Genomic DNA, 25,971 nt, shown 5'->3' with positions numbered 1-25,971 from the left:
ACCATGGCTCACGCTGCTACTACTCACCACCACGCACACGATCACGGCCACGACGATGGCGGAACCAAAACCACGCTGGGGTTCTGGATCTACCTGATGAGCGACTGCCTCATCTTCGCCACGCTGTTTGCGACGTTCGGCGTACTCGCCAATGCGACGGCGAATGGCCCGAACGGCCGCGAACTATTCGATCTGCGGTACGTGCTGGGCGAAACGCTGTTGCTGCTCGCGAGCAGCTTCACCTTTGGCCTCGCGATGCTCTCGTTGCAGGCCAACCGGCGCAACAACGTGATGGCCTGGCTCGCTGTAACGTTCCTTTTCGGCGCCGCTTTCATTGCGATGGAAGTGAACGAATTCGCCAAGCTCATCGCCGATGGAGCGGGACCCAGTACGAGCGCATTTCTTTCAGCGTACTTCACGCTGGTCGGAACGCACGGGCTGCACGTCACGGTCGGGTTGCTCTGGATTGCGATCATGATCCATCAGGTCTCGAAGTTCGGCATGAACGGCTTCGTGCGCCGGCGGCTCGCGTGCCTCAGCCTCTTCTGGCACTTCCTCGATCTCGTCTGGATCTGTGTATTTACTTTCGTTTATCTGCGTGAGGTTCTATGAGCAAGCCGCATTCTCATTCGCTCGACACGGCCGGGCACGGGGCTGCGCACGGCAGTCTGCGTAGCTATGTGGTCGGTCTCGCGCTGTCGCTGCTGCTGACGCTCGCATCGTTCGGCGCCGTCATGGCCGATATCCTGCCGCACGATGTCAGGCTTGTCGTCATCGTCGTGCTGTGCGTGGCGCAACTGATCGTGCAGCTCGTGTGGTTCCTGCATATCGGCACGGCACGCGATCAGCGTTCGAACACCGGCATCTTTCTTTGCACGGCGTTTCTTATTGTCGTGATCGTCGGGCTTTCGCTCTGGGTCATGCACAACGCCAACGTGAACATGATGCCGACGCACATGTCCGTCGAGCGCGCCATGGCGCACGACTAGCAGGGCGGATCAGCCGAACGTGAAGGAATTCGCGCGCACGCCCGGATCGGGAATCCGGATTTCAAAGGTGCGTCCGGCTGATTAATCCACTGATAAAGCCGCTGGCCAGTTACGACGCCGTTGCCGTTTGAATCGACATCAGCATCGGCGTCGTGACTCGCGCCTGCGCACTCACGCGCAGCATGCAGTGAGTGAATTGCCCCGGGGGAGTCCGGAATACCGGACTGCCATTCAAAAGGGCGATTCACGCCACCTGACCACTCTCCGCCTGCAAATACAGATCCCGCAATGACTGCCCAAACGCGGCATCCACGTCACGAGTCACGCCGGCGCGCGTGAACATGGCGACGGGCGGCAACGTCCAGTCGAGCGTATAAGGCACGATCGCCACACCCGCGAAATGCACGAGTTCCTCGGCGATATCCGCGGGCACGATCGACACTGCGTTTTCGTTCGCGACAATCATTTCGCCGATCAAACGCGACGAATAGCTCTCGACGATCGGCACAGGCGGCGCTACGCCGGCCTGCAGAAAGATATCGGCGATCTGCTCGCGCACGGGGGTGTGCGGGGCGCCAAGAATCCAGTCGAGTTCAACGAGCTTGTCCCACGGGAGACGTGCGCGCGCGAGCCGCGCGGCTAGCCGCCGGCTCGCGATGAACCGCGGCTTCTGCTGATGCAGCACCTCGAAACGCAACTGCGCGAGATCGACCGTCGCCGATGCTCGCCCGATCACGATATCGAGCGTGTGATCGCGCAACAACGGCATGAGCATGTCGCTCGTGCCTTCGTGGATCGTCATCGTGAGCCGATGCGGCAGGCGCGCTTGCGTGAGCTGGATCGCCGAGGCCAGCGTGCGCCCGGAAATGAACGGAATCACGCCGATGTGCAGTCGTGTCGCGTGGCCGGCGACCACCGCCTCGATATCGCGGGCGAGATGGTCGAGGTCGTGCAGCATGGCCTCGGCGCGCGCGAGCACAACATTGCCGAGCACCGTAGGCACCATGCCGCGCGACGAACGCTCGAAGAGCGTGCCGCCGAACATGCTCTCCATTTCCGCCAGCGCGTTCGTGACGGCCGGCTGGCTCGTGGCGACGAGCCCGGCCACGCGCGTGAGCGAGCCATGCTCGCGGATCTGCAGCAATAGCACCAGATGGCGCATTTTCAGGCGCGTGCTCAGGCGCCGGGTGACTTCGTCAGTGCTTAAAGTAGACACGGGGACAGATCAAATTTCGGGATATTTGGTTGCGGACATGCTGCGACATCACAAGAAAGTTATACCCCTATACTAAATCAAAATTATGGGATTATGGCGGCTGCCTAGAATCGCCTCATTCGACCCCGCCGGGACGCTCCCGGCGCCAGAAACACCCGACACGAGTGAGAAACATGAACCAGATCGATCGCCAGGCCGCTCTCGACTACCACCAGTACCCGACCCCCGGAAAGATCTCGGTGACGGCGAGCAAGCCGCTCGTTACGCAGCGCGACCTCGCGCTCGCCTATACGCCGGGCGTCGCGGAGGCCTGCGGCGAGATCGTCACGGACCCGCAAAACGCGTTCAAGTACACGAGCCGCGGCAACCTGGTGGGCGTCATCACGAACGGCACGGCGGTGCTGGGCCTCGGCAACATCGGCGCACTGGCGTCCAAGCCGGTGATGGAAGGCAAGGCCGTGCTGTTCAAGAAGTTCGCGGGCATCGACGTCTTCGACATCGAAATCACCGAGTCCGACCCGGACAAGCTCGTTGAAATCATCGCGAGCCTCGAAGCGACCTTCGGCGGCATCAACCTCGAAGACATCAAGGCGCCGGACTGCTTCACGGTCGAGCGCAAGCTGCGCGATCGCATGAAGATTCCCGTCTTCCACGATGACCAGCACGGTACGGCAATCACCGTGTCGGCGGCGTTCCTCAACGGCCTGACGGTGGTCGGGAAGGATATCCGCGAAGTGAAGGTTGTGACCTCGGGCGCGGGCGCCGCGGCGCTGGCGTGTCTCGACCTGATGCTCGATCTGGGGCTGCCCATCGAAAACGTCTGGGTCACCGACATCGAAGGCGTGGTCTACAAGGGCCGCAAAGAACTGATGGACCCGGACAAGGCACGCTTCGCACAGGACACGTCCGCGCGCTCGCTGTCCGACGTGATCGAAGGTGCCGATGTGTTCCTCGGCCTCTCGGCGGGCGGCGTGCTCAAGCCCGAGATGGTGAAGAAGATGGCGGCCAAGCCGCTGATCCTCGCGCTCGCGAACCCGACGCCCGAGATCTTCCCGGAAGTGGCGCTCGCCGCGCGCGAGGACGTCGTCATGGCGACGGGACGTTCGGACTTCCCGAACCAGGTGAACAACGTCCTGTGCTTCCCGTATATTTTCCGCGGCGCCCTGGACGTGGGCGCGACGACCATCACGCGCAACATGGAGATCGCGGCGGTGCGCGCGATCGCGAAGCTCGCGCAAGAAGAGCCGAATGATTCGGTTGCCGCCGCGTATGGCGCGTACGACCTGCGCTTCGGCCCGACGTACCTGATTCCGAAGCCCTTCGATTCGCGTCTTATTCTGCGCATCGCGCCGGCGGTGGCGAAGGCCGCGATGGAAGACGGCGTGGCGACGCGCGCCATCGACGACTTCGAGGCCTACACGAACGAGCTGCAGCAGTTCGTCTACCACTCGGGCGCGTTCATGAAGCCGGTGTACTCGACGGCGAAGCAGTTCGTTCGTGAGGGCGGCAAGTCGCGCATCGTGTTCGCCGAGGGTGAAGAAGAGCGCGTGCTGCGCGCGGTTCAGGTGATCGTCGATGAAAAGCTCGCGCGTCCGATCCTGATCGGCCGCCCCGAAGTGCTGCTCGCGCGCATCGAGAAATTCGGCCTGCGGCTGCGTCTGGGCGAAGACGTCGAAGTCACGAACCCCGAGTACGACGAGCGTTTCCATCAGTACTGGACGACGTATTGGGAAATTCGTTGCCGCGACGGTATTTCGAAGGAAATGGCGCGCGTGGAAATGCGCCGCCGCCTGACGCTGATCGGCGCAATGATGGTGCGCCTCGGCGACGCGGACGGCATGGTGTGCGGCACGGTCGGCGGCTATCACGACCACCTGCGCTTCGTCGAGGAAGTGATCGGCAAGGCGCGCGGCGCGAACACCTATGCGGCGATGAACATCCTGCTGCTCGACAAGCGCACGGTGGCGCTCGTCGATACGCACGTCAACGACAATCCGGACGCGGAGCAGATCGCCGAGTTCACGATCGCGGCTGCGAAGCAGATGGCGTGGCTGAATCTCTCGCCGAAGGTTGCACTGCTTTCGCGCTCGAATTTCGGTTCGGGAAGTTCGGCTTCGGGAACGAAGATGCGTTCGGTGCTCAAGCTCGTGAGCGAGCAGGCGCCGGATCTGGAAATCGACGGCGAAATGCATGGCGACTGCGCGCTCGACGAATCGCTGCGCGAGCGCATCCTGCCGCATTCGCGTTTGAAGGGTGCTGCGAACCTGCTCGTGTGCCCGAACGTCGATTCGGGGAACATTGCCTACAACCTGCTCAAGACGGGTGCGGGTAATAACGTGGCGGTGGGGCCGTTCCTGCTCGGCGTGAATGCGCCGGTGAATATCCTCACGTCCAGTTCGTCGGTGCGCCGGATCGTTAATATGACTGCGCTGACCGTGTTGCAGGCTAATCGCGATTGAGCGTTGTTGGCTTGATGTTGGCCTGAATCGGGCTTGAGGGACGGCGGTGCGCGTTAGCGCGCCGCCGTTTTTTATTGGCTCATGGCGGAGGTGTCGGCGAGTTACCGCGTCAAGAACGTGCTCTTGGAGAATGACTTCGCAGACGATTCTGGACCGCTCTAACTTACCGTGCAGGCAGGCGAGGACCACCACGGCCAGTTTTCTCGCTGACTTGTGAAAGCCGTTGCGTGATTGAACGGTCAGTTGATCGTTGGCGTTTTCGTGGCGCGGATGCGGATCACCACCGGAACGGGCGTTTCCTGGTTGTCGACGTCACGTTGACCGGCTGCGCCCGGACAGCCGGCCGACGCATCCTCAACGTAAGCAAGCCGGCCTCGGCGCGAGCCTGAAAGTCGTTAAGGCGGTAATGGCATGGCTCGCTGTTATGCGGCGGCTGCTATTTACGTATACCAACGGCAGATTAAAGCTGAAACTGGCTCGTTTTGACGCAGTTGTGGTCGCATTGTTTCGATTTGGGTAACGACAGATTAGACTTCTGGTATTAACCCTTAGGGGTTTCTGGGTACCAATGCTGCCCGCATCGGCTGCACACAAGCAGATACATACCCCACTGAAGAAAAAATACCGGAGGTTGTCATCATGAAGTCGCTCATCAACGCTGTCATTGTTGTCGCTGTCCTCGCTGCTCCCGCCATCACGTTCGCTCAGCCCAACCAGCCGCTCACGCGCGCCGAAGTACGGGAAGAACTCGTGCAACTGGAAAAGAGTGGCTACAACCCGAGGGACGATGTGCACTATCCGGCCAACCTGCAACGCGCAGAAGCCATCCTGGCTGAGCAGAAGAACGGGGTTACGGCTTACGGTCCGGATGAACAGGGCGGATCCCAATCCGGTAAGTAAGCGGCCTGCTCCAGTTCTAGTCGACGTACCTATGTAACGGGCTCGATCGCATTGGCGATCGGGCCCGTTTTGGTTGCCAACACAACGTTTTCCTCTCCTCTTACAGCAAACGAGATTTTCATTACGGAGGGCGCGGAACTTCTTGTCGTACCGTCTGTCTTGAAAACTTCTCCGCTGTTCATCTCCTGGTAGCCATCTTGGCTGGCCGGGGCCTCAAGCACCTCTCACGCGTTCAGACGTCCGTGACAGTTCAAGGCACGGCGGACCGTCCCCATTCTGCTCATGCTCTGCGCGGACACGCTGGTCTGTCGACATTGAGCCGAAGCCACACGGCGCATCAGGGAAGGCAAGGGGCCCAGGCCGCTTGCAACGTCGCACAGCACAATCCGGCCGTGCTCTGCGACGTTTTGTCTGAGGTATCACCCTAGTGAAAACGATGATGCGTTTCGCGACGGTTATTCTTGCGTGACGAAAAGTTATGCTAGAGAATCTATAAAAAATTCCACAAGCAGCATCGTGGCATACACAAGGCGGCGAGACCGCTGCGTGTTCGTCAAACTGGAGACACCACAATGAACGAATTGACAGCCCAGAGCGGGGTAGCCAGGTCGAGTAGCGGCTTGTACCGCAGCTGGTTCCTGTTGCTGCTGGTTCTGATCTACGCGTCGAGCTTTGTCGACCGGATCATCATCGCCGTCGTCGGTCAGGCGATGAAGGTGGAGATGAACCTGAGCGACCTGCAGCTCGGACTGCTGAACGGCCTCGCGTTCTCAATTTTCTATTCCCTGCTCGGACTGCCCATCGCTCGCCTCGCGGAACGCTTCAATCGCGTTGCGCTGATTGCCATCTCGATCACCGCGTGGTCGGTCATGACGGCGCTGTGCGGTACGGCCGGCGCGTACTGGCAGTTGCTGCTTTACCGCCTTGGCGTTGGCATTGGCGAAGCGGGCAGCACGCCGACCTCCCACTCGCTGATCGCGGACCAGTTCGGTCCACGCCGCCGAGCAAGCGCGCTGTCGATCTATGCGCTTGGGCCGCCCATCGGCGTGCTGTTCGGCGCGCTCGGCGGCGGCTGGGTGGTGCAGCACCTCGGCTGGCGTCCGGTGTTTTTCGTGGTCGGATTGCCGGGTCTCGTATTTGGTCTGCTGGCCTGGATCACGCTGCGTGAGCCGAAGCGGGGCGGTTCCGAAGAAGGCGCCGCGCGCAATCTGGAGACGGTGCCGCCGCTTCGCGACGTGCTCAAGGTATTGCTGAAGAGCCGGGTGTTCGTACAGATGCTGTTTGGGACGATCATCGGCGCGTTCGGCCAGTACGGCATCAATCTGTTCATCCCCGTCTATCTGAATCGCGTCTACGGTTTGAGCTATGCAGAGGCCGGTCTGATCTTCGGTCTCGTGATCGGCGTGGGTGGTCTCATCGGCAACCTGCTCGGCGGCCCGCTGGCCGACTGGGCGAGTGCAAAGGACCGCCGCTGGTATGCCTGGGTCCCCGCGATCGGCACCGGGATTGGGTTTCCGCTCGTCGCGACCGCGTTCATGCTGAACCAGTGGCCGGTTGCCGTTGCGCTGCTCTTCGTCGCCACGATCGCGCTCAGCATGTGGAACGGTCCCACGTTCGCGATCGTGCATAGCATCGTCGAACCGCGCATGCGTGCCACGGCATCGGCGTTCGTGTTCCTCCTCATGAATCTGGTCGGCCAGGGCCTCGGCCCGGCAACGGTTGGCATGTTGAGTGACCGCTTCGCCTCGCGCTTCTTCACGGAGGGGCAGTTCCACCTGGCGTGCTCAGTCGCTGGCCCGCACGGTGCGCATGGTCCGGCGGTGCAGATGCAGGGGCCGCTCGCTGCAGCCTGCCACGACGCGTCCGCCAATGGCATCCGCTACGCGATGCTGGCAGTGAGCATTGCGCTCGTCTGGTCGTCAGTGCACTACTTCCGGGCATCGCGTCATTTTTATATCAATAAGCAATCCTAAGAGGCAGACGTAGATCAATATCAATAAAGCGGGCTCGATAGCCCGCGGCACATGGAGATCGTAAAGTGAAGAAGAAGTTTGTTCTGGGTGCGATGGCGGCCGCATTGGCAGGCACCGCACATGCACAAAGCAGCGTGACGCTGTACGGGATCATCGACAACGGCCTCACCTATGTGAACAACGCCGGCGGACACTCGCTGTTCCGCATGGATGACGGCATCAATCAGGCCTCGAGGTGGGGCTTGCACGGGGTCGAGGATCTCGGCGGCGGCCTGAAGACAATCTTTACCCTTGAAAACGGCTTCTCGCTCAACACGGGGCAGGCCGGCCACGGCGGCGCGCTTTTTGGTCGTCGTGCATACGTAGGACTGCAAAGCGAGACGTTCGGTACGCTGATCGCCGGTTACGACTACGACTTCATTTACGACTACGTGTCGTACTACACGAACGTTGCGCAGTTCGCGCCGTCTTACTCGTTCCATGGTGCATACGACATCGACCGTCTCGCGGGCGAACCGGTCAGCAACATGGTGCGATATGAAACGCCGAACTGGCACGGCTTTGGCGCGGGCGTGATGTATGGCTTCAGCAACATCCCGGGCGCCTTCGCCGGTACGCCGTCCGGCACCCCGCGTGTGATCAGCGCCGGCGTCAAGTACAGCCCGACCGGCTCGTTCAACGCGCCGTACTCGATGGCGGCGGTCATCACGAAGACCGATGGCGGCAACGCCGCACGCGGCGTCGGAACGATGGCCCAGGTCGCGCTCGATGCTCAATCGATCTATACGGTCGCGGTCGGCGGCATGGTGAGCCTGACCGACAAGCTCGCGCTGAACGGCGTGTACACGTACACGAACGCTTCGAAGAGCCCGCTTGGCGTCGTCGTGGTCAACGCATACGAGGCCGGCCTGAGCTACAAGCTCTCACCGTTCCTCACGTTGGGCGGCGGTCTCACGTATGTGGACCAGCGCAAGCTCGGCAAATACAACCTCTACAGCGCCGGGATCGACTACCGCCTTTCGAAGCGGACCGATGTGTACACGTTTGGCACCTTCCAGCACGCCTTCGCGGGCCAGAAGTTCGCTGACAACTTCCTCGTCTCGACGCCGTACTCGGTGCCGGGCCCGGGCGGTTCGCTGTTCGGCAACAACGCTTCGACAACGGCTAACCAGCTGGCCGTCCAGGTGGGTATCCGCCACACCTTCTAAGCGCGCCTGCGCTTCGGGTGCCGGTGCCGGGTTGCCCGGTACTGGCATCCACTGGTACCCGCGACGCAGCATGCTCGGTGTCGCGTGATATGGACAGGATTGGGTCGCGTTTGGGTTGGGTATACCAACGCGGTATCATATGGACTTTCAATATCCCTGCGGGCTACTGGCTGGCCTGCAGCCTACTTAAACCCAATGTCCGCCATTCGATGAGTCAGCCCCCAAAAATGAGCCGTTCGGCCGAAATCAAGGTGCTCCTGGAATCGGAAATCGAGCGAGGTGACCTTGTTCCCGGCGCGGCACTCGACGAGCGCGCGCTCGCGGCGCGTTTCAACGTGTCGCGCACGCCCATCCGTGAGGCGCTGCAACAGCTTGCCGCGCAGCAGTACGTCCAGATCGTGCCTCGCCAGGGTGTGTTCGTCAGCAAGATGACCGTGCCGCAGTTGCGCAACATGCTTGAGCTGCTCAACGAGCTGGAGGCCGTCTCGGCGCGTTTCGCCGCGCGGCGCATGAGCGATTCGCAGCGCGTCGAACTGCAACGGACCATCGAAGAAGGCGTCGACGCCCTTAAACAAAGCGACGCGCGTCGCTTTGCCCGCAGCAACGCGGAATTCCATGAGGTCATTTGCCAGGCTTGCCATAACGAATATCTGGCCGATCAGATCCGTTCGATCCGTCGCCTGATCTCGCGTTACCGGCCCAAGCCGTTTCTTGCGCCCAGCCGGCGTGAGAAGGTGATCGCGGACCATCAGAAGCTCGCCCAGGCGCTGGTTTCGGGCGACGAAGCTACCGCCGAGGCCATCATGGCCGAACATTCGCCGGGCGGCGATGCCGGGTTTTCCGAGTTTCTCGCCACCTTGCCTGCCGAGTTCTTCAACGATGCGCCGGTCACGATGCCGCGCGAGATGTCGACGGTAGACGGCGACCACGAAAATAACGGGTCGCACGTGAATTGACTACGCGGATGATTGCGCGAACCCAACAAAAAACCCGGCATTGCCGGGTTTTTTCATTTGGAGTCGCCAGATGTGAGTCAGGTCTTCGCCGCGGAGAGAGGGCGGCGCAGACTGTCGCGCACCCCCGGCCGCGTTTCGATGCCGGAGGTGCGCGAGGTGCCTAGAGATCGGCGAAACGGCCGTTTTCCGCGGCGAGCTTCGCGAGTAGCGGCGCCGGCTTCCACCAGTAGCCGTACTCTTCGTACAGGCGCTCGATGTCCGCATAGACATTCGCGAGGCCGATCTGGTCCGCGTAGTACATCGGGCCGCCTTTTTGGGCCGGGAAACCATAGCCGGTCACATAGACGATATCGATGTCGCTGGCGCGCAGCGCGATGCCCTGTTCGAGCAGCTTCGCGCCTTCGTTGATCATGCCGTACATGCAGCGCTTGATGATCTCTTCCTGCGAGATCGGACGGCGCGTGATGCCCATGCGCGCCGATTCCTCGACGATGTACTGCTCGACTTCCGGATCGCGATGCGGCGTGCGGTCGCCGGCTTCGTAACGGTACCAGCCACGGCCAGCTTTCTGCCCGAGGCGACCCATTTCGGTCAGCTTCATGATCAGGTCGTTCCAGCGGCGGTCGGTCGGGCGCGTGGCCACCTGGGCCTTGCGCGTCTGATAACCGACGTCGTTACCCGCCATGTCGTGCACCGCGAAAATACCCATCGCGTAGCCGAAATCCTTGAGCGCGGCATCGACTTCGTGCGGCAGGGCGCCGTCTTCAACGAGGAAGTGGGCTTCGCGGTTGTAGTTGCGGAACAGCGCGTTGCCGATAAAGCCCGGATATACCTTCGCATAGACCGACACCTTGCCCATGCGGCGGCCGAGTTCCATCAGCGTGACCACGGCTTCGTCCGAGGTCTTGTCGGCCTGCACCACTTCCAGGAGACGCATCACGTGAGCCGGGCTGAAGAAGTGCGCGCCGACCACGTCCTGAGGACGCTTCGTGACACCTGCGATCTCATCGATGTCGAGACCCGAGGTGTTGGTCGCGAGGATCGCGCCGGCCTTTGCGTGCTGGTCCAGCTCGCGAAAGATGCCTTGCTTGAGGCCCAGGTCTTCGAATACGGCTTCGATGACGATGTCGGCGTCCCTTACGTCGGCAACCGCGGTCGTGCCGGTGATCAGCGCCATGCGCTGGTCGCGCGTGGCCTCGTCCAGCTTGCCGCGCTTGATGCTGCCGTCGTAGTTGTCGCGGATTCGCTTGAGGCCGCGTTGCAGGCCTTCATCGTTGGCATCGACGAGCACAACCGGAATGCCGGCCGCCACGAGTGCCATGGCGATGCCGCCACCCATGGTGCCGGCGCCGATCACGGCGGCTTGCCTGATTTCAAGCGGCTTGACATCAACGCCTACCGGAATCTTCGCGGCGGCTTTTTCAGCGGCCTTCACATGCGCGAGCGCGGCGGTTTCTTGCGGAGTGAGTTCTGCGGGTGCGTTCATGCGTGCGTCACTCCGGCTTGACGAGTTTGGCGTTGCCGTCCACGAAATTCTGCAGACGCGCGGCGGTTTCGGGGGAGCGCATCATGTTCGAGCTCATGTACTCGAGGAACAGGCCGTCCTCGTGCGAAAGATCGTTGACGCGCGGCAGCAGGTTGGTGATGCGCCAGTTCGTGTCGGGCACGTTCTGGGCGATCTTCGCGGCGATTTCCTTCGCCTTCGCGAGTGCACCGCCTTCCGGCGTCACATAGGTGATGATGTGCTCGCGCTGACCTTCTTCGGCGTTGAGCAGACGGCCCGTCAGCATCATGTCGGCCATCACGGTGTAGCCGACCACGCGCTGGATGCGCACGGAGCCGCCGCCGCCCACGAAGATGCCGCGCTGGCCTTCGGGCAGGCCGAAGAAGCTGGTGGTGTCGCCGACGCGCACATGCGCCGCAGTCGCCAGTTCCAGGCCGCCGCCGACCACGGCGCCGTGCAGCGCCGCGACGAACGGGATCGGTCCGCGCGCGATGACGTCGAACACTTCGTGCCACGAGTGGCGGCGGCGCTTTTTCGGGGGCGCGGTCTGGCCGGTGGCGCGCGATAGCGCTTCACGCAGGTCGAGGCCTGCTGAGAAATTGCCGCCGTGGCCGAAGATCACGCCGCACATGGCTTCGTCGCCGGCGCGGTTGACGGCGTCGCGCAGTTGCGAGATCACATCCTCGTTGATGGCGTTGCGCTTGTCAGGGCGGTTCAGCCCGATCATCGCGACGGCGCCGTCGAGTTCATAGGTAACCAGGGTGTCGCTCATTCTGAATTCCGTTTGCTGAATGCGTGGGGTAGTAGCCGGGCGTTACAGGTCGAGCACGACGCGACCGCTCTTGCAACGCGACACGCAGACCTGCATGACCTTGCCGCCCGCCTTGTCCGCGTCGGACAGGTACGTGTCGCGGTGATCGATCTCGCCGCTCGAGACCTGGACCGAGCACAGGCCGCAATAGCCGGAGCGGCAGTCGTACATAACGTCGGTGCCGTTTTCGATGAGCGTGTCGAGCAGCGATTTGTCGGCGGGCACCGTGAGCAGCTTGCCCGACGACTTCAGTTCGACTTCGAACGCGGTGTCCCCTTCCTGCGGTGCGGCCTCGGTGAACAGTTCGTAGTGCAGATCGCACTCGTGCCAGCCGCGCTTGCGTGCACTAGCGAGCACGGCTTCGATCATCCCCGCCGGGCCGCATACGTAGATCGGCTGGTTCACCTGCGCGCCCTCGAGCAGCGCGTCGATGGACAGGCGCGTCGCCGCGTCGTCGTCGGCGTGCAGCACGAGACGTTCGCCCGCGAGCTTGCGCAGTTCCTCGACGTACGGCAGCGCGTCGCGCGTGCGGCCGCTCAAATGCAGTTCGTAGTCGCGTTGCTGTGCAGCGAGTTCGGCGGCCATCGACGCCATCGGCGTGATCCCGATGCCGCCCGCGATGAGCAGCACGCGCGGTGGCGCGGCGAGCGGGAAGTGGTTGACGGGCGCGCGCGCGTTGAGCGTGGCGCCGACTTCGAGGGCGTGCATGTGGCGCGAGCCGCCGCGCCCGTCGTCCTCCAGCCGGATGCCGAGCCGGTACGCTGGCACGCCGGCGCGCGGATCGACGGACGCGTCCAGATTGATGAGCGAGTACGAGCGCCATTGCGGCACGCCGCCCGCGCTCGCGGGAATCTCGACCTGGAGGTGTGCGCCCGGCTCGTAGCCGGGCAACGGTGCGCCGTCCGCCGCTTCGAGCGTGAACGACTTGATCAGCGAAGTCGTCGTGTCGACCGCGGCGACGCGTAGCGTGAGCAACAAGGGGGCAAGCATCGAAGTCATTCCCGATTACACGTTTTCGGTCAGGACGCGCCAGTCGGTGCCGGTTGGCAGTACGCCGCCGATCGAAACCGCGCGCGAGTAGTCGAGCTCGGGGTTGTCGGCGAGCGTGGGCGTTTTGCCCGCCATGAACTCGCGCGCCGACTTGAGCAGGAGCGCGCGCACGCGCAGCACCGCGCCGTCGGCGGAGCAGAGCTGTTCGGTGGTGCGGTCCGCAATCGGGCCCTGGCCGAGGAACATCGCGAAGTCTTCCGTCCCGAGGTGCTGGTAGAAGCCCGTCGCGTGGCCGCGCTTCATCAGATCGCGGTTCTGGCCGAAGTTCTCGGCACGCGAGCCCGGCGGCAGCGGCGGGAAGTTCCACACATCCGGCGTCGCCGACATGACGGTCATGCCGAGCTTGCGCGTCGGGTTGAAGTGCACGAACCACGCTCGGTGCGTGACGTCGTCGACCGGCGTCGAGAAGAACACCGTGCTCGGGCTGGTCGCGTCGGGCGCGCAGATGATGCCGTACCACGGCATCACGAAGTTGTTCACGCGTGCATAGGTCTTGCCTTCGGGCAGGTCACGCAGCGCGGCATAGCGATAGCCGTACGGACGTTCCTCGAATTCGAGGCGCGGCGCAAGCGCCTTCGTCATGTGCATGCGCTCGTTGCCGCCGCCCGCGGTGATCTGCGTGGTCGATTCGTGCAGCACGCCAACGTGCGACGAATCCATCGACGCTTCCACACCCTGCACCCAGTTCGTCGGCACTTCGACGCTCGTCACCGAGCGCTGTTCGGCGGGGAGGTTCGTGAACGGCAGGTCAGGGAAGCGCGGCGGCGTGTCGCCCTTGCCGAGCCACACCCAGACGATGCCGCCGCGTTCCTCGACGCGGTACTGGCCCGTGCGCACGCGCTTGCAGAACTGTTCCTGGTCGCCGACCTGGTTCGGCGCTTCGACGACCTTGCCTGCGACGTCGAGCTTCCAGCCGTGATAGATGCAGCGCAGACCGTTGTTCTCGTTGCGCGCGACCATCATCGACGTTCCGCGATGCGGGCAGCGCTCGTCGATCACACCGACGCGGCCGTCGGTGTTGCGAAACGCCACATAGTCGGTGCCGAGCAGGCGCACGAGCACGGGCGCACCGTCCGCGACGAGCTTCACCGAGGGCACAGCCGGAATCCAGTAGTGCTGGCGGAGCATCTCGCCCATCGGCGCGCCGTTGTCGACGCGGGTCAGCAGTACGTTGTCTTCAGCGGTCATCGCCATGATCACGCTCCTTTGTAGTTGCGGAACGCGCGTGTGTAGACGCGTGTGCAGTTGCATTCGAAGATGTTCTTGCGCTGCTCGTCGGTCAGCCATTCGATGCTGTCGATCACCGGCTTCATGTCGTCGTAGTCGCGGCCCGAGATCGGGTCGCGCGCGCTGCCCGTGCCCGGCTTTTCGGTGCCGAACAGCACGTTGTCGGTGCCCGCTACCTTCAACAGCAGTTCGATCGAATCCTTCGAGTAGTTGCAGGTGTCGAAGTAGAGCTTCTTCAGCTGCTCGTCGAACGTCACCGGGCTGTTGCGGCGCACGGACCACGAACGGAAACGGCCCATCTGGTAGGGGATCGCGCCGCCGCCGTGCGCGACGACGATCTTCAGGTTCGGGAACTTCTCGAACACCGTCGATTCGAGCAGCGAGATGACCGCGATGTTTTCTTCGTTGATGAACTTCAGCGTGTACGACTCGCGCGGGTTGCAGCTGCCCGCCGAGTGGATCAGCGCGGGCACGTCGAGTTCGGTCATCGCTTCGTAGAGCGGATACCAGAACGGGTCGCCGAGACCCGCCGGCGCCGGGCCATCGCCTTCGGTCGGGTCCGGGTTCAGCAGCGTGCCGACGAAGCCCAGTTCGTTCACGCAGCGTTTCAGTTCGGCGACGCACTTTTCGGCCGGCGATTCGTGCATGTGTTGCGGCAGGCCCGCCACGCCACGGAAACGGTCCGGGAACATGTCGACGAAGCGCTTGATCAGGTCGTTGCAGTGACGCGTCCACAGTTCGGTCACGCGCGCCGGCTTCACCGAATGCATCTGCAGGTACGGGCGCGGCGAGATGAACTGGATGTCGGTGCCGACCGCGTCCATGCTGCGCACGAGTTCCTCGGCCTGCTTGCGCACGGCCTCGTCGGGGATATTCGGGTTCGTCGACGGGTTGGCGCGGCCGCCGACCAGTTCCGCCATGTAGCGGAAGCTTTGCGGGGGCATGACGACGTGGGCGTGGGAATCGATGATCATGGTTGAGCCTTGGGTATCGTGAAGGGGATGTTCAGTGGAGAGATCGATCGCGCCGTTCAGGCGATGACCGCGAGGGTTTCCAGTTGCAGGGCCATGCCGTGCTGAAGGTCGTGCACGACGATGTGGCGCGCCGGCCGTTGCGCCGGGTCGGGCCAGAAGGCGAGCCAGTGCGCGTTGATGTGTTCGCGCACCGAATCGTCCTTGACGTAGACGGTGAGTTTCACCACGTCGGCGAGCGTCGCGCCTCCTGCTTTAAGAAAGCGCTTGAGGTTGTCGAACGCGAGGCGGGCCTGGTCGGCGGGGGCGGCGCCGAGCTTGCCGGTTGCCGGGTCCTTGCCGGCGATCGCCGACGAGCAAAGCACATTGGCGACGCGCGCACCAACCGGGATCGGGGCGTTATGGGCGAGGCCCGGGACGTCGATGGAGCGGGGCATGGTGTCTCCTCCGTATCTATGTTTGTTCAGGACAGCCTGGAATCGCGATCCACGCCGAAATCGAAAAAGTGGCGCGGCACGGCCGCGAGGAATTCGGAAAAGCCGCTAGTGCCGGCGGGTACGTGACGCAGCATCACCTCGGCGGCTTTCTTTTCGTCGCCGGCCTGGATCGCGCGGGCGATCTCGAAGTGCTCCTGCAGCGAGCGGCTGATCTGGCTGCGGTTGCGGAAGTCGGCCACGCGGTAGCGCTCCGACAGGCGGCGCGCTGCGCGGATCTGGTCGGCGAGACACTCGTTGCGGCTGCCGTCGTAGATCGTGTTGTGGAAGAGCGCGTTGGCGCGCGCATACTCGGTGGCGTCGCCCTCTACTGCAGCCTGCTGGCAGGCCATCAGCGCGCGGTCGAGCGCTTCGCGCAGGTCATCGCTCGCGCGGCGGGCGCAAAAGCGCGCGCAGAGCGCTTCCAGTTCGCCGATGTATTCGAGCATCGAGCGAACCTTCGCGATGGAAAGGCGTGCCACGGTAACGCCCTGACGCGGCGAAATCACGACGAGATCGCGCGCGGCGAGATGCTGCAGCGCCTCGCGCACCGGCGTGCGCGACACGTTGAAACGTGCCGCGAGCGCGCGTTCGTCGATCGGTGTGCCAGGCGCGAGGAGGCCCGTTTCGATCTCCGTCTGCAGCGTCTCGCGGATGTCGTTCGCAAGGTTCGCGCGGATGCGCGGCGCCGCTGCCGGCAGATCGGTCGTTTCGCTGTCGCGCTCGACGGACAGATCGTCTACAGGTTTCATGGAAGGCGGGTTTGGTGTTCTGATGGCTTAAATATACCAATGTGACTTACTGGTATTCAATAGCGGGTTTTTCTTATGCACCGGGATTCTGCGTAAAGAGACCTCGGCGTTTGCGATGAAATCGTTGTAAATCAATCGGATAGCGACGATATTCGCGATCGAAGAGTTGGGGATAGGGGAAAACGCTAACCACCAAAATATGCCTCTGGTGTATTGAGAACACGCTTCTGGTATGCCAGAATGCTCCTCATTCGACGTGATCCTGGTATGCCAACGCCGGGGTCCCAATCAAGTCAAGAAGAGGCATGTTCCGATGAGCCAGTCATTACCCGATACCGCAGGCGTGCAATCCGTGGAGCGAGTCCTCAAGCCGAAATCGATCGCGATCGTCGGCGCTTCCGCCGATCCGCGCGCGTTCGGCAATTTCGTGCTGCAAAACCTCGAACGGTTTGCTTACGCTGGTGAGATCCATCTCGTTTCACGCAGCAGCCAGGACATCAACGGCCGTCCGTGTGTCAACAGCGTCGAGGCATTACCCAAGGGCATCGATCTGGCGGTGCTCTGCATTCCGGAAGCGGGGGTGCTCGATACGGTGCGCACGCTCGGTACGCTGGGCGCAGGCGCCGCGGTGATCTTCGCGTCGGGCTATGCAGAAGCCGGCGATGAAGGCCGTGCCAAACAGGAAGAACTGGCGCGTGTGGCCGCCGAGGGTGGTGTTGCGCTGATCGGCCCGAACTGCATGGGCTTCACCAACTTTGAAGCCGGCGTGCCGGTGACGTTTGAAGCGATCAACCCATACCCGGCCGGCGGACGCCGCGGCGTGGGCGTGGTGGCGCAGAGTGGCGCGATGGCCGCCAACCTGCGGGACGCCTTCATGGGCCGCGGCCAGTTGCTCACGGCCACGGTGTCGACCGGCAACGAGGCCAACCTCGGTATAGAGGACTATCTGGCCTGGTTCATCGCCGACCCGCAGACGAGCGCGATCGCGGTCTACGCCGAGCAGATCCGCCGTCCGCAGTTGTTCCTGCAACTGGCGCGCGAAGCGCGCGCGGCCGGCAAACCCATTGTGATGCTGATGCCGGGCAAGAGCGCCCGCGCCCGCGAAGCCGCACAGTCGCATACGGGCGCGCTGGCCGGCGACCACGCCACCGCAAGCGTGCTGCTCTCGCGCGAAGGCGTAGTGGTGGTCGATTCGCTCGACGAACTGTTCGATACCACGACCATCCTGGCGCGTTTTCCCGTGCCGCCCGCAGCCGGTACGGCCGTGATGACGGCCTCAGGCGCAGTCAAGAACATCACGCTCGATTTTGCAGAGGATATCGGCCTCACGCTGCCGACCCTGACCGAGCCGACTATCAAGAAGCTGACCGAACTGCTGCCCGACTACGCGGTGGCCGACAACCCGCTCGACTACACCACGATCGGCGTGCGCAATCCGGGTCTCATTGGCGAACTGATCGATACGGTGCTCGCCGATCCGAATATCGGCAGCCTCGTGCTGTCGATCATGGGTGGTCCGTCGATTGCGCAGCGCGACAAGGCCGACCACCTGGTGCCGGCGCTCGCTCGCGCCACGAAGCCGGCTGTGCTGGCGGTGATGGGCGACAACAATCAGCTCGAAGATTTCTTCACCGAAGCGATTGCGGCGAGCGGCGTGCCGTTCTTCCGTTCTCCTGATCGTGCGCTGCGTGCCTGCGCTCGCGTGGCCTCCTACGGTGAATCGCTGGCCCGCACGGCGCGTGCCCGCAAGGATGAGCCGAAGGCGATCCCGCTGCCCGGCGCGGTGCCGGCCAACGGCATCTTCGCCGAATACCAGGGCAAGGGCTGGCTCGCGGCTGCCGGTCTGCCGGTGCCGAAGGGTGGCCTTGCCACCTCGATCGACGAGGCGCTCAAGATTGCCGGCGACATCGGCTATCCGGTCGTGCTCAAGGCGCAGGCAAGCGAATTGCCGCACAAGAGCGACGTGGGCGGCGTGGTGGTGGGACTCGCCGATGCGGCCGCGCTGCGCGCCGGCTGGGACAAGCTGCACGCGAGCGTGTCGTCGCATCGTCCCGAACTGAAACTCGACGGGGCGCTCGTCGAAGCGATGGGCCCGCGCGGTCTGGAACTCGTGGTCGGCGCGAAGCGCGACGCGGACTGGGGCCCGGTGGTGCTGGTCGGCCTCGGCGGCATCTTCATCGAAGTGCTGAAGGACGTGCGCCTGATTCCGGCCGACATGGCCGAGGCGGACATCGTCGTCGAACTGGGCCGTCTAAAGGCCGCTGCGATGCTGCAAGGCGTGCGCGGTGCGGCCGGTGTCGACGTGCACGCCGTGGCGAAGGCCGTGGCCGCTATCGGCGACCAGATGCGCGCCAACCCGGAGATCACCGAAATCGACGTGAATCCGCTGGTCGCCTATCCGGATCGTGTGCTGGCGCTCGACGCACTGGTCGTGTGCGGCGCACAAGGTCCGGTGCATCACTGAACACTGCAGAGAGAGGGGACACAAGAATATGAAGCTCGAATACTCCGCAGAGGATCAGGCTTTCCGCGCCGAAGTGCGCGAGTTCGTGAAGCACAACCTGTCGCCGCGCCTCAAGCGCAAGGTCGAACTCGGCCTGCGCATCGAGCGCGAGGACTATGTCGAGTGGTACACCAGGCTGTACGAGAAAGGGTGGATCACGCCGTCGTGGCCGAAGGAGCACGGCGGCCCGGGCTGGACGCACGTGCAGCGCTATATCTTCGACGAGGAGACGCTGCTGGGCGGCGCCCCGCGTATCGTCGCGAGCGGCATCAACATGCTCGGACCGGTGCTTAACGCGTTTGGCACACCTGAACAAAAGGCCAAATACATTCCGGCGATCCGCCGCAGCGAAACCTGGTGGGCGCAGGGCTTCTCGGAGCCGGGCGCGGGTTCGGACCTCGCTTCGGTGCGGACCACGGCTGTGCTCGATGGCGATCACTTCGTCGTCAATGGCCACAAGGTCTGGACTTCGTACGCTCACTGGTGCGACATGATGTTCGCGCTGGTGCGCACCGATCCGGCCGCCAAGCCCCAGGAAGGCATCTCGTTCCTGCTGATCGATATGCATGCACCGGGCGTCGAAATCCGTCCGATCAAGATGCTCGAGGGCGGCACCGACCTCAACGAGGTCTATCTCGACAACGTGCGCGTGCCGAAGGAGAACCTCGTCGGCGAGCTCAACAAGGGCTGGACGTACGGCAAGTATCTGCTCGGCCACGAGCGCACCGGTATCGCGGGCATCGGCTCCTGCAAGCAGCAGCTCGCGCGCGCCAGGCACCTCGCGAAGCAGCAGGGTCTGGAAAACGATCCGCTGCTTCAGTCGCGCATTAGCCGTTTCGAGGTCGAACTGATGGCGCTCGAATGCACGGGCCTGCGCATGCTCAGCGCGAATCAGGCGAGCGGCGTGCCGGCTGTCGAGGCGCCGATGCTCAAGGTGCGCGGCACTGAACTGCGTCAGGGCATCTATGCGCTGCTAACCGAAATCGCCGGTCCGTATGCGCTGCCGTTCGACGAGCAGGCGATGCAGGACGAGGCCGGCTACGAAGGCCCGAGTCCCGATGAACTGATTGCCGTCGCGGCGAACTATTTCGACGCACGCAAGGTGTCGATCTACGGCGGGACCAACGAAGTGCAGCGCAATCTCATCAGCCGCGCGTTCTTCAATGCCTGATTCGGAACACGGAATACGAACATGGATTTTTCTCTGACTGAAGATCACGTCGCCCTGCAGGACGCGGTGCGCCGCTTCTGCGATGGCGAATATCCCGCGCATCTGCGTGGCAATGCCGAAGACCCGGCGCTTGCGTCCCAGCGCCGCAAGGGTCTGGCCGAACTCGGCGTGACGGGCCTGACGATCGATGGCGAGTATGGCGGCAGCGGCTATGGCGCGGTGGAAACCATGCTGGTGGCGCAGGAGCTTGGCCGCGCGCTCGGCGGCGCGGGCTGGCTCGCGAGCGGCCTGCCGGCTGCGGCGCTGATTGGCGCGGCTGGCAGCGATGCGCAAAAGGACGCGTGGCTGGCGGCTGCCGCAGCGGGCGAGAAGGTACTGGCGTTCGCGGTCGGCGAGGCCGATGCGCGTTATGACACGGCGCGTATTGCTGTCCCCGCGACCGAAACTGGCGACGGCTGGAAGATCAGCGGCACGAAGACCATCGTGTTCGACGCCGCAATCGCCGATGCATTCGTGGTCGCTGTGCGCACTTCGGGGCAGAGCAGCGACGAAGAGGGCCTGTCGCTGTTCCTCGTGGACGCGAAGACGCCGGGCATCAGTCTGCGCCACTTCGAAACAATCGACGCACGCGAGGCCGCGCACGTCACGTTCAACGACGTGGCTGTGAGCAACGCCGACCTGATCGGAGAAGCTGGTCAGTCCTACGAACTGATTGAAGCCGCACTCGACCGTGCGAACGCCGCGCTGGTCGCGGAGTCGGTTGGCGCGCTCGAAGCGTTGCTCGATCACACCGCCGAACACCTGAAGACGCGCACGCAGTTCGGTGCGCCGCTCGCGAAGTTCCAGGGCCTCCAGCACCGCGTCGCCGACATGCTGATTTCGCTCGAGCAGAGCAAGTCGATGGCCTGCGCCGCTGCGATGGCCATCGACGAGAACGATGCGCAGCGTCGCCGCCGCTTTGTCTCCGCTGCGAAGGCCTATGTCGGCGATGCTTGCCGCACCGCGGGCGAGTGGGGCATCCAGTTGCATGGAGGCATGGGCATGACCGAGGAATGCCGGGCGGGCCATTACGTCAAGCGCATGTTTGCGATCAACATGAGCTACGGCGACGCGAACTGGCATCTGCACCGCTTCACCGAGCAGCGTCTTGCTCAGCGGGAGGCATCATGAGCCTGAACGGAGCAGCCTACATCGTCGGCGCCTACGAGCACCCGACGCGCAAGGCCGATGACCTTTCCGTGCTGCGCCTGCACGCCGACGTGGCAAAGGGCGCACTCGAAGACGCGGGCCTGACCAAGGACGATATCGACGGTTACTTCTGCGCCGGCGATGCCCCGGGCCTTGGCACCACCACGGTGGCCGAGTACCTGGGCCTCAAACTGCGTCATGTCGATTCGACGGAATGCGGCGGCTCCGCGCCGATACTGCACGTCGCGCACGCGGCGGAAGCCATCAAGGCTGGCCGTTGCAATGTTGCGCTGATCACGCTGGCGGGCCGTCCGCGCGCGGCCGGTGCCGCACTCTCGCTCAAGGCGCCGGATCCGGACGCCCCCGAAGTGCAGTTCGAACTGCCGTTCGGCCCGTCCACGCAGAACCTGTACGGCATGGTGGCGAAGCGCCACATGTACGAGTTCGGCACCACGAGCGAACAGCTCGCCTGGATCAAGGTGGCCGCTTCGCACCACGCACAGCACAACCCTAACGCGATGCTGCGCAACGTCGTGACGGTCGAGGACGTCGTCAATTCGCCGATGGTGGCCGACCCGCTGCATCGTCTCGACTGCTGCGTGATGAGCGACGGCGGCGGTGCGCTGATCGTCGCGCGCCCGGAGATCGCGAAGAAACTCAAGCGTCCGCTTGTCAAGGTGCGTGGTACCGGTGAGGCGCCGAAGCACGCCGCTGGCGGCCGTATCGACCTGACCTGGTCGGCGGCGAAGTGGTCGGGCGCTGCGGCGTTCGCCGAGGCCGGCCTGACTCCGCAGGACATCAAATACGCGTCGCTGTACGACAGCTTCACGATCACGGTGCTGATGCAGCTCGAAGACCTCGGCTTCTGCAAGAAGGGTGAAGGCGGCAGGTTCGTGATGGACGGCAACCTGATCTCGGGCGTCGGCAAGCTGCCGTTCAACACCGATGGCGGCGGTCTGTGCAACAACCACCCTGCGAACCGTGGCGGCGTCACGAAGGTGATCGAGGCGGTGCGCCAATTGCGTGGCGAGGCCCATCCGGCCGTGCAGGTCAGGAACTGCGATATCGCGCTCGCGAACGGTATCGGCGGCGCGCTCGCGTCGCGCCATACCGCGGGCACGCTGATTATGGAGCGGGAGTAATCATGAGCACGACGACTCAATCGACCGCAGGTGCGCCGGCTCAGGGCGCCACGCCCGCGGCCAGTGCGAAACCCGCCGCGAAGCCGGCTGGCCCGCGCCGCATTCCAGCGCCGCGCGTGCTGCCTGAGGCGATGCCGTTCTGGGAAGCCGCAAAGGAAGGCCGCCTGCTGATCAAGCGCTGCAAGGACTGCGGCGAGACGCACTACTACCCGCGCGACATCTGCCCGCACTGCATGAGTTCGAACACCGCGTGGATCGACACGAAGGGCGAGGGCACGGTCTATTCGTTCAGCACGATGGGCAAGGACGAGGCGCGCTACACGCTCGCATACGTCACGCTCGACGAAGGCGTGACGATGCTGACCGATCTCGTTGACTGCGATCCCGCCGCACTGGCGATCGGCCAGCGCGTGAAGCTCGTGTTCAAGCCGAGCGAGGGCGAGTATCCCGTGCCGATGTTCACACCGGTCTGAGAGTCAGGGAGGAGACAAGGCATGCCTGCCGATTTCACGGAACAACATAGCCGGCACGATCCGAAGAAAGGTCCGTTGTCGCGCTTCACGATCATCGATGCGTCGCGCGTGCGCGCGGGCCCCACGGCCATGCGCGTGTTCGCCGACATGGGCGCCCGCGTGATCAAGCTCGAAATCCCGCCCGGGGCGCCCGGCGGTGACGACATGATCGGCGGCCGCGACCACAATCGCGCCGACTACGAGAATCTGCACCGCAACAAGGAGAGCCTGACGCTGAACATGAAGGACCCGGCGGGTCTGGAAATCCTGCGTGAGCTTGTCAAGCGCGCGGACGTGTTCATCGAGAACTTCCGCCCCGACGTGAAGGATCGGTTGGGCATTGGCTACGAGGCGCTGCGGGCGATCAATCCGCGTCTCGTGTACGCAAGCATCTCCGGCTTCGGCCAGGACGGTCCGTATGCGCGCTGGCCCGGCTTCGATTCGATCGCACAGGGTATGGGTGGTCTGATGAGCGTGACGGGCCAGCCGGGCGAAGGTCCTATGCGCGTGGGCATTCCGATCGCCGACCTGTGCTCGGGCCACTTCTGCGCGCAAGCGATCATGACGGCGTTGCTCGAGCGCGAGGCGTCGGGCGAAGGGCAGTGGGTGCAGACGTCGCTGCTCGAAGCGCAGATCGCGATGCTCGACTTCCAGGCCGCGCAATGGCTCGTGGACGCCAAGGTGCCGCAGCAGGTCGGCAACGAGCACCCGCTCACGGTGCCGACCGGCGTGTTCCCGACGAAGGACGGTTATCTGAACCTGGCCGCGATCGGCAACTCGATGTTCGCGCGTTTGTGCGAAGCGCTGGGACTGCAGCATCTGGTCGGCCAGCCCGGTTACGAATCGGATCCGGCGCGCGTGGAGAACCGCGATGCGGTCAACAAGGCCGTGAGCGACCAGTTCCTCACGCGCACCACGCGCGAATGGACCGATGTGCTGATCAAGGTCGGCGTGCCGTGCGGGCCGATCTACACGATCAACGAAGTGTTCGACGATCCGCAGGTCCAGCACCTCGGCGTCGCGTGGCCGGCCTCGCTGCCGGGCAAGGGCGACGTGGCGTTCGTCGGCACGCCGTTCCGTCTGTCGCGCTATCCGCGTGCAGAACAGCCGCGTCTCGCGCCGGAGCAGGGCGAGCACACGCAGGCGATCCTGAACGAGCTTGGCTATTCGGATCAGCAGATTGGCGAGTGGCGCTCGACCTGTGTGGTCTGACGCGCATTCACGAAAGAAGATCAACAGGAGATAGACGAGATGGCACGACTGGTCGCCGGTTTCGGTTCGTCGCACAGCATCATGCTGGTTTGCCAGCGTGAGGATTGGCAGCACGGTTTCAAGCAGGTCGATCCGAAGAACCCGTATTACTTCGATCGCCTCGGCAATCCCACGACCTACGAAGAACTGCTCAAGATCGCACCGGCCGACTCCGAAGCGATGGTGACCGCCGAAAAGATGGGCGAGCGCTACGACGAGGCCGAGGCCGCGATGGACGAGCTGGGCGAGCGCATTCGCGCGGCGAAGCTCGATGTGCTTCTGGTCGTCGGTGACGATCAGACCGAACTGTTTCGCACGACGAATAATCCAGCCTTCGCGATCTATTACGGCGAGACGATCCGAAACGCGAAGCGCGTGAACAGTCCGAACGAAAGCTGGTACGCGCGCGCCCGCACGATGCGCCAGGAGCCGGACGCCGACGTTCATTACCCGGTCAAGGCCGACATGGCGAAGTGGTTGATCCGCGAGCTGTGCGACCGGGATTTCGACATCGCCGCGATGGACGGTCTCGAACGCGATCAGTACGAAGGCCACGCGTTCTCGTTCGTGCACCGTCGCCTGATGGGCGGCGCGACCGACTTGCCGGTGATTCCCGTCATCATCAACACCTTCGATGATCCGAACCAGCCGACGCCGCGCCGCTGCATCCAGCTTGGCCGCGCGCTGCGCGAGCTGATCGAGGCGTATCCGGAAGATCTGCGTGTCGGCGTGCTGGCTTCGGGTGGCCTGTCGCACTTTGTCGTCGACGAGGAACTCGACAACAACATCATCGACGCGATCCGCCGCAAGGATAGCGACTGGCTCGCCGCGCTCGATCCGAAAAAACTGCAGGCCGGCAGTTCGGAAATCCGCAACTGGATCATCGGTGTCGAGACACTCAAATCGCTCGACCTCGAATGGGTCACTTACGTGCCGGGCTACCGCACTGCGGCGCTCACTGGCACCGGTCTCGCGTTCGCGTCGTGGAAGACGCTGGACTGAGCGCTGGACCGAACATCACATCGCATTCAACGGAAAGAAAAATCCCATCATGGCTGACCAAAACGTACACCGTCTGCGCCGCCTCGATTGCTGCGCCGTGTCGGACGCGCTGGATAAACTGAAGAAGACCGGCGTTGTGAGCGGCCTGCCGCAACGCGCCGGTGCCGGCCGCGTCGCGGGCCGTGTCATCACCGTCAAGCTCGGCACGGGCGAAGCGCCGCCGGGACCGCCGGTCCACCTCGGCTGTACGGCGATCGAACAGGCCGATGGCGACAACGTGATCGTGGTCGAGCAGCGCAGCGGCGTAGAGGCCGGCTGCTGGGGCGGCCTGCTCTCGCTGGCGGCGAAAATGCGCGGCGTGGCAGGCGTGGTCGCCGACGGTCCGGTGCGCGACATCGACGAGGCCATCGCCTACGAACTGCCGGTGTTCAGCCGCTCGACCACCGCGCGCACCGCGCGTGGCCGCGTGGTCGAGAAGGGCACCAATGTGCCGGTCGAGATCGGCGACGTGACCGTACAAGCGGGCGATTACATGGTGGCCGACAACAGCGCGGTGATCTTCATCGGTGCTTCCGATATCGAAGTCGTGCTGGAAGCCGCCGAAATGATCGTTGCGAAGGAAGCCGCGATGGCCAAGGCGATCCAGTCGGGCACGCCAGTCGGCAAGGTGATGGGCGGCAACTACGAGCACATGCTCAAGTAATCGCTCTGAG

The 25,971-nt window shown here is 63.7% G+C and carries 23 protein-coding genes; 15 read left to right on the top strand and 8 right to left on the bottom strand.

Features of this window, described 5'->3' with window-relative positions; translation table 11 throughout:
• Positions 1 to 3 precede the first annotated feature (3 nt).
• Together cyoC and cyoD are read left to right on the top strand one after the other, a co-directional pair.
• Positions 4 to 612, top strand: a complete 609-nt coding sequence (cyoC, locus tag L0U80_RS22600) for a cytochrome o ubiquinol oxidase subunit III (RefSeq protein WP_233870366.1) — start codon at positions 4 to 6, stop codon at positions 610 to 612.
• Positions 609 to 989, top strand: coding sequence for a cytochrome o ubiquinol oxidase subunit IV (gene cyoD / locus L0U80_RS22595; protein WP_233870363.1), 381 nt, complete (start codon positions 609 to 611; stop codon positions 987 to 989). The genes cyoC and cyoD overlap by 4 nt, the downstream gene beginning before the upstream one ends.
• A 244-nt stretch (positions 990 to 1,233) precedes the next feature.
• Here the strand turns inward: cyoD and L0U80_RS22590 are convergent, their stop codons facing one another.
• Positions 1,234 to 2,151, bottom strand: a complete 918-nt coding sequence (locus tag L0U80_RS22590; protein WP_233871527.1) for a LysR family transcriptional regulator — start codon at positions 2,149 to 2,151, stop codon at positions 1,234 to 1,236.
• 227 nt (positions 2,152 to 2,378) lie between these two features.
• On the opposite strand from L0U80_RS22590, the gene L0U80_RS22585 reads away from it, so the two are divergent.
• From L0U80_RS22585 to L0U80_RS22565, 5 genes are all read left to right on the top strand, one after another.
• On the top strand, positions 2,379 to 4,664 hold the full coding sequence (locus tag L0U80_RS22585; protein ID WP_233870360.1) for an NADP-dependent malic enzyme: 2,286 nt from the start codon (positions 2,379 to 2,381) through the stop codon (positions 4,662 to 4,664).
• A 639-nt stretch (positions 4,665 to 5,303) separates the two neighbouring features.
• Positions 5,304 to 5,564: a DUF4148 domain-containing protein gene (locus tag L0U80_RS22580; protein WP_233870357.1), complete on the top strand. Its 261-nt coding sequence runs from the start codon at positions 5,304 to 5,306 to the stop codon at positions 5,562 to 5,564.
• Positions 5,565 to 6,136: 572 nt separating this feature from the next.
• On the top strand, positions 6,137 to 7,537 hold the full coding sequence (locus L0U80_RS22575) for a spinster family MFS transporter (RefSeq protein WP_233870354.1): 1,401 nt from the start codon (positions 6,137 to 6,139) through the stop codon (positions 7,535 to 7,537).
• Between the two features lie 65 nt (positions 7,538 to 7,602).
• Positions 7,603 to 8,745: a porin gene (locus L0U80_RS22570; protein ID WP_233870352.1), complete on the top strand. Its 1,143-nt coding sequence runs from the start codon at positions 7,603 to 7,605 to the stop codon at positions 8,743 to 8,745.
• 17 nt (positions 8,746 to 8,762) lie between these two features.
• Entirely contained in the window at positions 8,763 to 9,701 is a 939-nt protein-coding gene (locus L0U80_RS22565; RefSeq protein WP_233870349.1) for a GntR family transcriptional regulator, read from the top strand.
• A 160-nt stretch (positions 9,702 to 9,861) separates the two neighbouring features.
• Here the strand turns inward: L0U80_RS22565 and L0U80_RS22560 are convergent, their stop codons facing one another.
• The 7 genes from L0U80_RS22560 to L0U80_RS22530 are packed head-to-tail and all read right to left on the bottom strand — an operon-like array spanning position 9,862 to position 16,489.
• Positions 9,862 to 11,187 carry a 3-hydroxyacyl-CoA dehydrogenase gene (locus L0U80_RS22560; RefSeq protein ID WP_233870346.1) on the bottom strand — a complete coding sequence of 442 codons (1,326 nt, stop codon included), beginning with the start codon at positions 11,185 to 11,187 and terminating at the stop codon, positions 9,862 to 9,864.
• Between the two features lie 7 nt (positions 11,188 to 11,194).
• The gene (locus tag L0U80_RS22555) at positions 11,195 to 11,977 is read right to left on the bottom strand and encodes a crotonase/enoyl-CoA hydratase family protein (RefSeq protein WP_233870343.1); all 783 of its coding nucleotides are present in this window, start codon (positions 11,975 to 11,977) and stop codon (positions 11,195 to 11,197) included.
• A gap of 42 nt (positions 11,978 to 12,019) precedes the next feature.
• Positions 12,020 to 13,006 (bottom strand): PDR/VanB family oxidoreductase, encoded by a 987-nt coding sequence (locus L0U80_RS22550; RefSeq protein WP_233870340.1) that lies wholly within the window; start codon positions 13,004 to 13,006, stop codon positions 12,020 to 12,022.
• 15 nt (positions 13,007 to 13,021) lie between these two features.
• Positions 13,022 to 14,260: a Rieske 2Fe-2S domain-containing protein gene (locus L0U80_RS22545; RefSeq protein WP_233870337.1), complete on the bottom strand. Its 1,239-nt coding sequence runs from the start codon at positions 14,258 to 14,260 to the stop codon at positions 13,022 to 13,024.
• 2 nt (positions 14,261 to 14,262) lie between these two features.
• A complete protein-coding gene (locus L0U80_RS22540; RefSeq protein ID WP_233870334.1) occupies positions 14,263 to 15,267 on the bottom strand; it encodes an amidohydrolase family protein in 1,005 nt (334 codons plus the stop codon).
• A 56-nt stretch (positions 15,268 to 15,323) separates the two neighbouring features.
• On the bottom strand, positions 15,324 to 15,701 hold the full coding sequence (locus tag L0U80_RS22535; RefSeq protein WP_233870331.1) for a RidA family protein: 378 nt from the start codon (positions 15,699 to 15,701) through the stop codon (positions 15,324 to 15,326).
• A 26-nt stretch (positions 15,702 to 15,727) separates the two neighbouring features.
• Positions 15,728 to 16,489, bottom strand: a complete 762-nt coding sequence (locus L0U80_RS22530; protein ID WP_233870328.1) for a GntR family transcriptional regulator — start codon at positions 16,487 to 16,489, stop codon at positions 15,728 to 15,730.
• 313 nt (positions 16,490 to 16,802) lie between these two features.
• Here L0U80_RS22530 and L0U80_RS22525 point away from each other — a divergent pair, with 313 nt between their 5' ends.
• Genes L0U80_RS22525 through L0U80_RS22490 form a run of 8 tightly spaced genes read left to right on the top strand, consistent with a single transcriptional unit; the run spans position 16,803 to position 25,961 of the window.
• Positions 16,803 to 18,953 (top strand): acetate--CoA ligase family protein, encoded by a 2,151-nt coding sequence (locus L0U80_RS22525; RefSeq protein ID WP_233870325.1) that lies wholly within the window; start codon positions 16,803 to 16,805, stop codon positions 18,951 to 18,953.
• Between the two features lie 28 nt (positions 18,954 to 18,981).
• Positions 18,982 to 20,163: an acyl-CoA dehydrogenase family protein gene (locus tag L0U80_RS22520; RefSeq protein WP_233870322.1), complete on the top strand. Its 1,182-nt coding sequence runs from the start codon at positions 18,982 to 18,984 to the stop codon at positions 20,161 to 20,163.
• A gap of 21 nt (positions 20,164 to 20,184) precedes the next feature.
• The gene (locus L0U80_RS22515) at positions 20,185 to 21,333 is read left to right on the top strand and encodes an acyl-CoA dehydrogenase family protein (protein WP_233870319.1); all 1,149 of its coding nucleotides are present in this window, start codon (positions 20,185 to 20,187) and stop codon (positions 21,331 to 21,333) included.
• Complete coding sequence (locus L0U80_RS22510) at positions 21,330 to 22,493, top strand: thiolase family protein (RefSeq protein WP_233870316.1); 1,164 nt, start codon at positions 21,330 to 21,332, stop codon at positions 22,491 to 22,493. Before L0U80_RS22515 ends, L0U80_RS22510 begins: the two co-directional genes overlap by 4 nt.
• 2 nt (positions 22,494 to 22,495) lie before the next feature.
• On the top strand, positions 22,496 to 22,966 hold the full coding sequence (locus L0U80_RS22505) for a Zn-ribbon domain-containing OB-fold protein (protein WP_233870313.1): 471 nt from the start codon (positions 22,496 to 22,498) through the stop codon (positions 22,964 to 22,966).
• A 21-nt stretch (positions 22,967 to 22,987) separates the two neighbouring features.
• On the top strand, positions 22,988 to 24,217 hold the full coding sequence (locus L0U80_RS22500) for a CaiB/BaiF CoA transferase family protein (RefSeq protein ID WP_233870310.1): 1,230 nt from the start codon (positions 22,988 to 22,990) through the stop codon (positions 24,215 to 24,217).
• Positions 24,218 to 24,256: 39 nt separating this feature from the next.
• Positions 24,257 to 25,258, top strand: a complete 1,002-nt coding sequence (locus L0U80_RS22495; RefSeq protein ID WP_233870308.1) for a DODA-type extradiol aromatic ring-opening family dioxygenase — start codon at positions 24,257 to 24,259, stop codon at positions 25,256 to 25,258.
• Positions 25,259 to 25,307: 49 nt separating this feature from the next.
• On the top strand, positions 25,308 to 25,961 hold the full coding sequence (locus L0U80_RS22490; protein WP_233870307.1) for an RraA family protein: 654 nt from the start codon (positions 25,308 to 25,310) through the stop codon (positions 25,959 to 25,961).
• Positions 25,962 to 25,971 lie beyond the last annotated feature (10 nt).

The sequence above is a fragment of the Paraburkholderia adhaesiva genome (assembly GCF_021390575.1).
Lineage (GTDB): Bacteria > Pseudomonadota > Gammaproteobacteria > Burkholderiales > Burkholderiaceae > Paraburkholderia > Paraburkholderia adhaesiva.
This window is presented reverse-complemented; position numbering and strand designations above follow the sequence as displayed.

Bases quoted from the DNA above. Each gene is read 5' to 3' on its own strand.
- cyoC (WP_233870366.1), top strand. From the start codon at position 4: ATGGCTCACGCTGCTACTACTCACCACCACGCACACGATCACGGCCAC.
- cyoD (WP_233870363.1), top strand. From the start codon at position 609: ATGAGCAAGCCGCATTCTCATTCGCTCGACACGGCCGGGCACGGGGCT.
- L0U80_RS22590 (WP_233871527.1), bottom strand. From the start codon at position 2,151: ATGCGCCATCTGGTGCTATTGCTGCAGATCCGCGAGCATGGCTCGCTC.
- L0U80_RS22585 (WP_233870360.1), top strand. From the start codon at position 2,379: ATGAACCAGATCGATCGCCAGGCCGCTCTCGACTACCACCAGTACCCG.
- L0U80_RS22580 (WP_233870357.1), top strand. From the start codon at position 5,304: ATGAAGTCGCTCATCAACGCTGTCATTGTTGTCGCTGTCCTCGCTGCT.
- L0U80_RS22575 (WP_233870354.1), top strand. From the start codon at position 6,137: ATGAACGAATTGACAGCCCAGAGCGGGGTAGCCAGGTCGAGTAGCGGC.
- L0U80_RS22560 (WP_233870346.1), bottom strand. From the start codon at position 11,187: ATGAACGCACCCGCAGAACTCACTCCGCAAGAAACCGCCGCGCTCGCG.
- L0U80_RS22555 (WP_233870343.1), bottom strand. From the start codon at position 11,977: ATGAGCGACACCCTGGTTACCTATGAACTCGACGGCGCCGTCGCGATG.
- L0U80_RS22550 (WP_233870340.1), bottom strand. From the start codon at position 13,006: ATGCTTGCCCCCTTGTTGCTCACGCTACGCGTCGCCGCGGTCGACACG.
- L0U80_RS22545 (WP_233870337.1), bottom strand. From the start codon at position 14,260: ATGGCGATGACCGCTGAAGACAACGTACTGCTGACCCGCGTCGACAAC.
- L0U80_RS22540 (WP_233870334.1), bottom strand. From the start codon at position 15,267: ATGATCATCGATTCCCACGCCCACGTCGTCATGCCCCCGCAAAGCTTC.
- L0U80_RS22535 (WP_233870331.1), bottom strand. From the start codon at position 15,701: ATGCCCCGCTCCATCGACGTCCCGGGCCTCGCCCATAACGCCCCGATC.
- L0U80_RS22530 (WP_233870328.1), bottom strand. From the start codon at position 16,489: ATGAAACCTGTAGACGATCTGTCCGTCGAGCGCGACAGCGAAACGACC.
- L0U80_RS22525 (WP_233870325.1), top strand. From the start codon at position 16,803: ATGAGCCAGTCATTACCCGATACCGCAGGCGTGCAATCCGTGGAGCGA.
- L0U80_RS22520 (WP_233870322.1), top strand. From the start codon at position 18,982: ATGAAGCTCGAATACTCCGCAGAGGATCAGGCTTTCCGCGCCGAAGTG.
- L0U80_RS22515 (WP_233870319.1), top strand. From the start codon at position 20,185: ATGGATTTTTCTCTGACTGAAGATCACGTCGCCCTGCAGGACGCGGTG.
- L0U80_RS22510 (WP_233870316.1), top strand. From the start codon at position 21,330: ATGAGCCTGAACGGAGCAGCCTACATCGTCGGCGCCTACGAGCACCCG.
- L0U80_RS22505 (WP_233870313.1), top strand. From the start codon at position 22,496: ATGAGCACGACGACTCAATCGACCGCAGGTGCGCCGGCTCAGGGCGCC.
- L0U80_RS22500 (WP_233870310.1), top strand. From the start codon at position 22,988: ATGCCTGCCGATTTCACGGAACAACATAGCCGGCACGATCCGAAGAAA.
- L0U80_RS22495 (WP_233870308.1), top strand. From the start codon at position 24,257: ATGGCACGACTGGTCGCCGGTTTCGGTTCGTCGCACAGCATCATGCTG.
- L0U80_RS22490 (WP_233870307.1), top strand. From the start codon at position 25,308: ATGGCTGACCAAAACGTACACCGTCTGCGCCGCCTCGATTGCTGCGCC.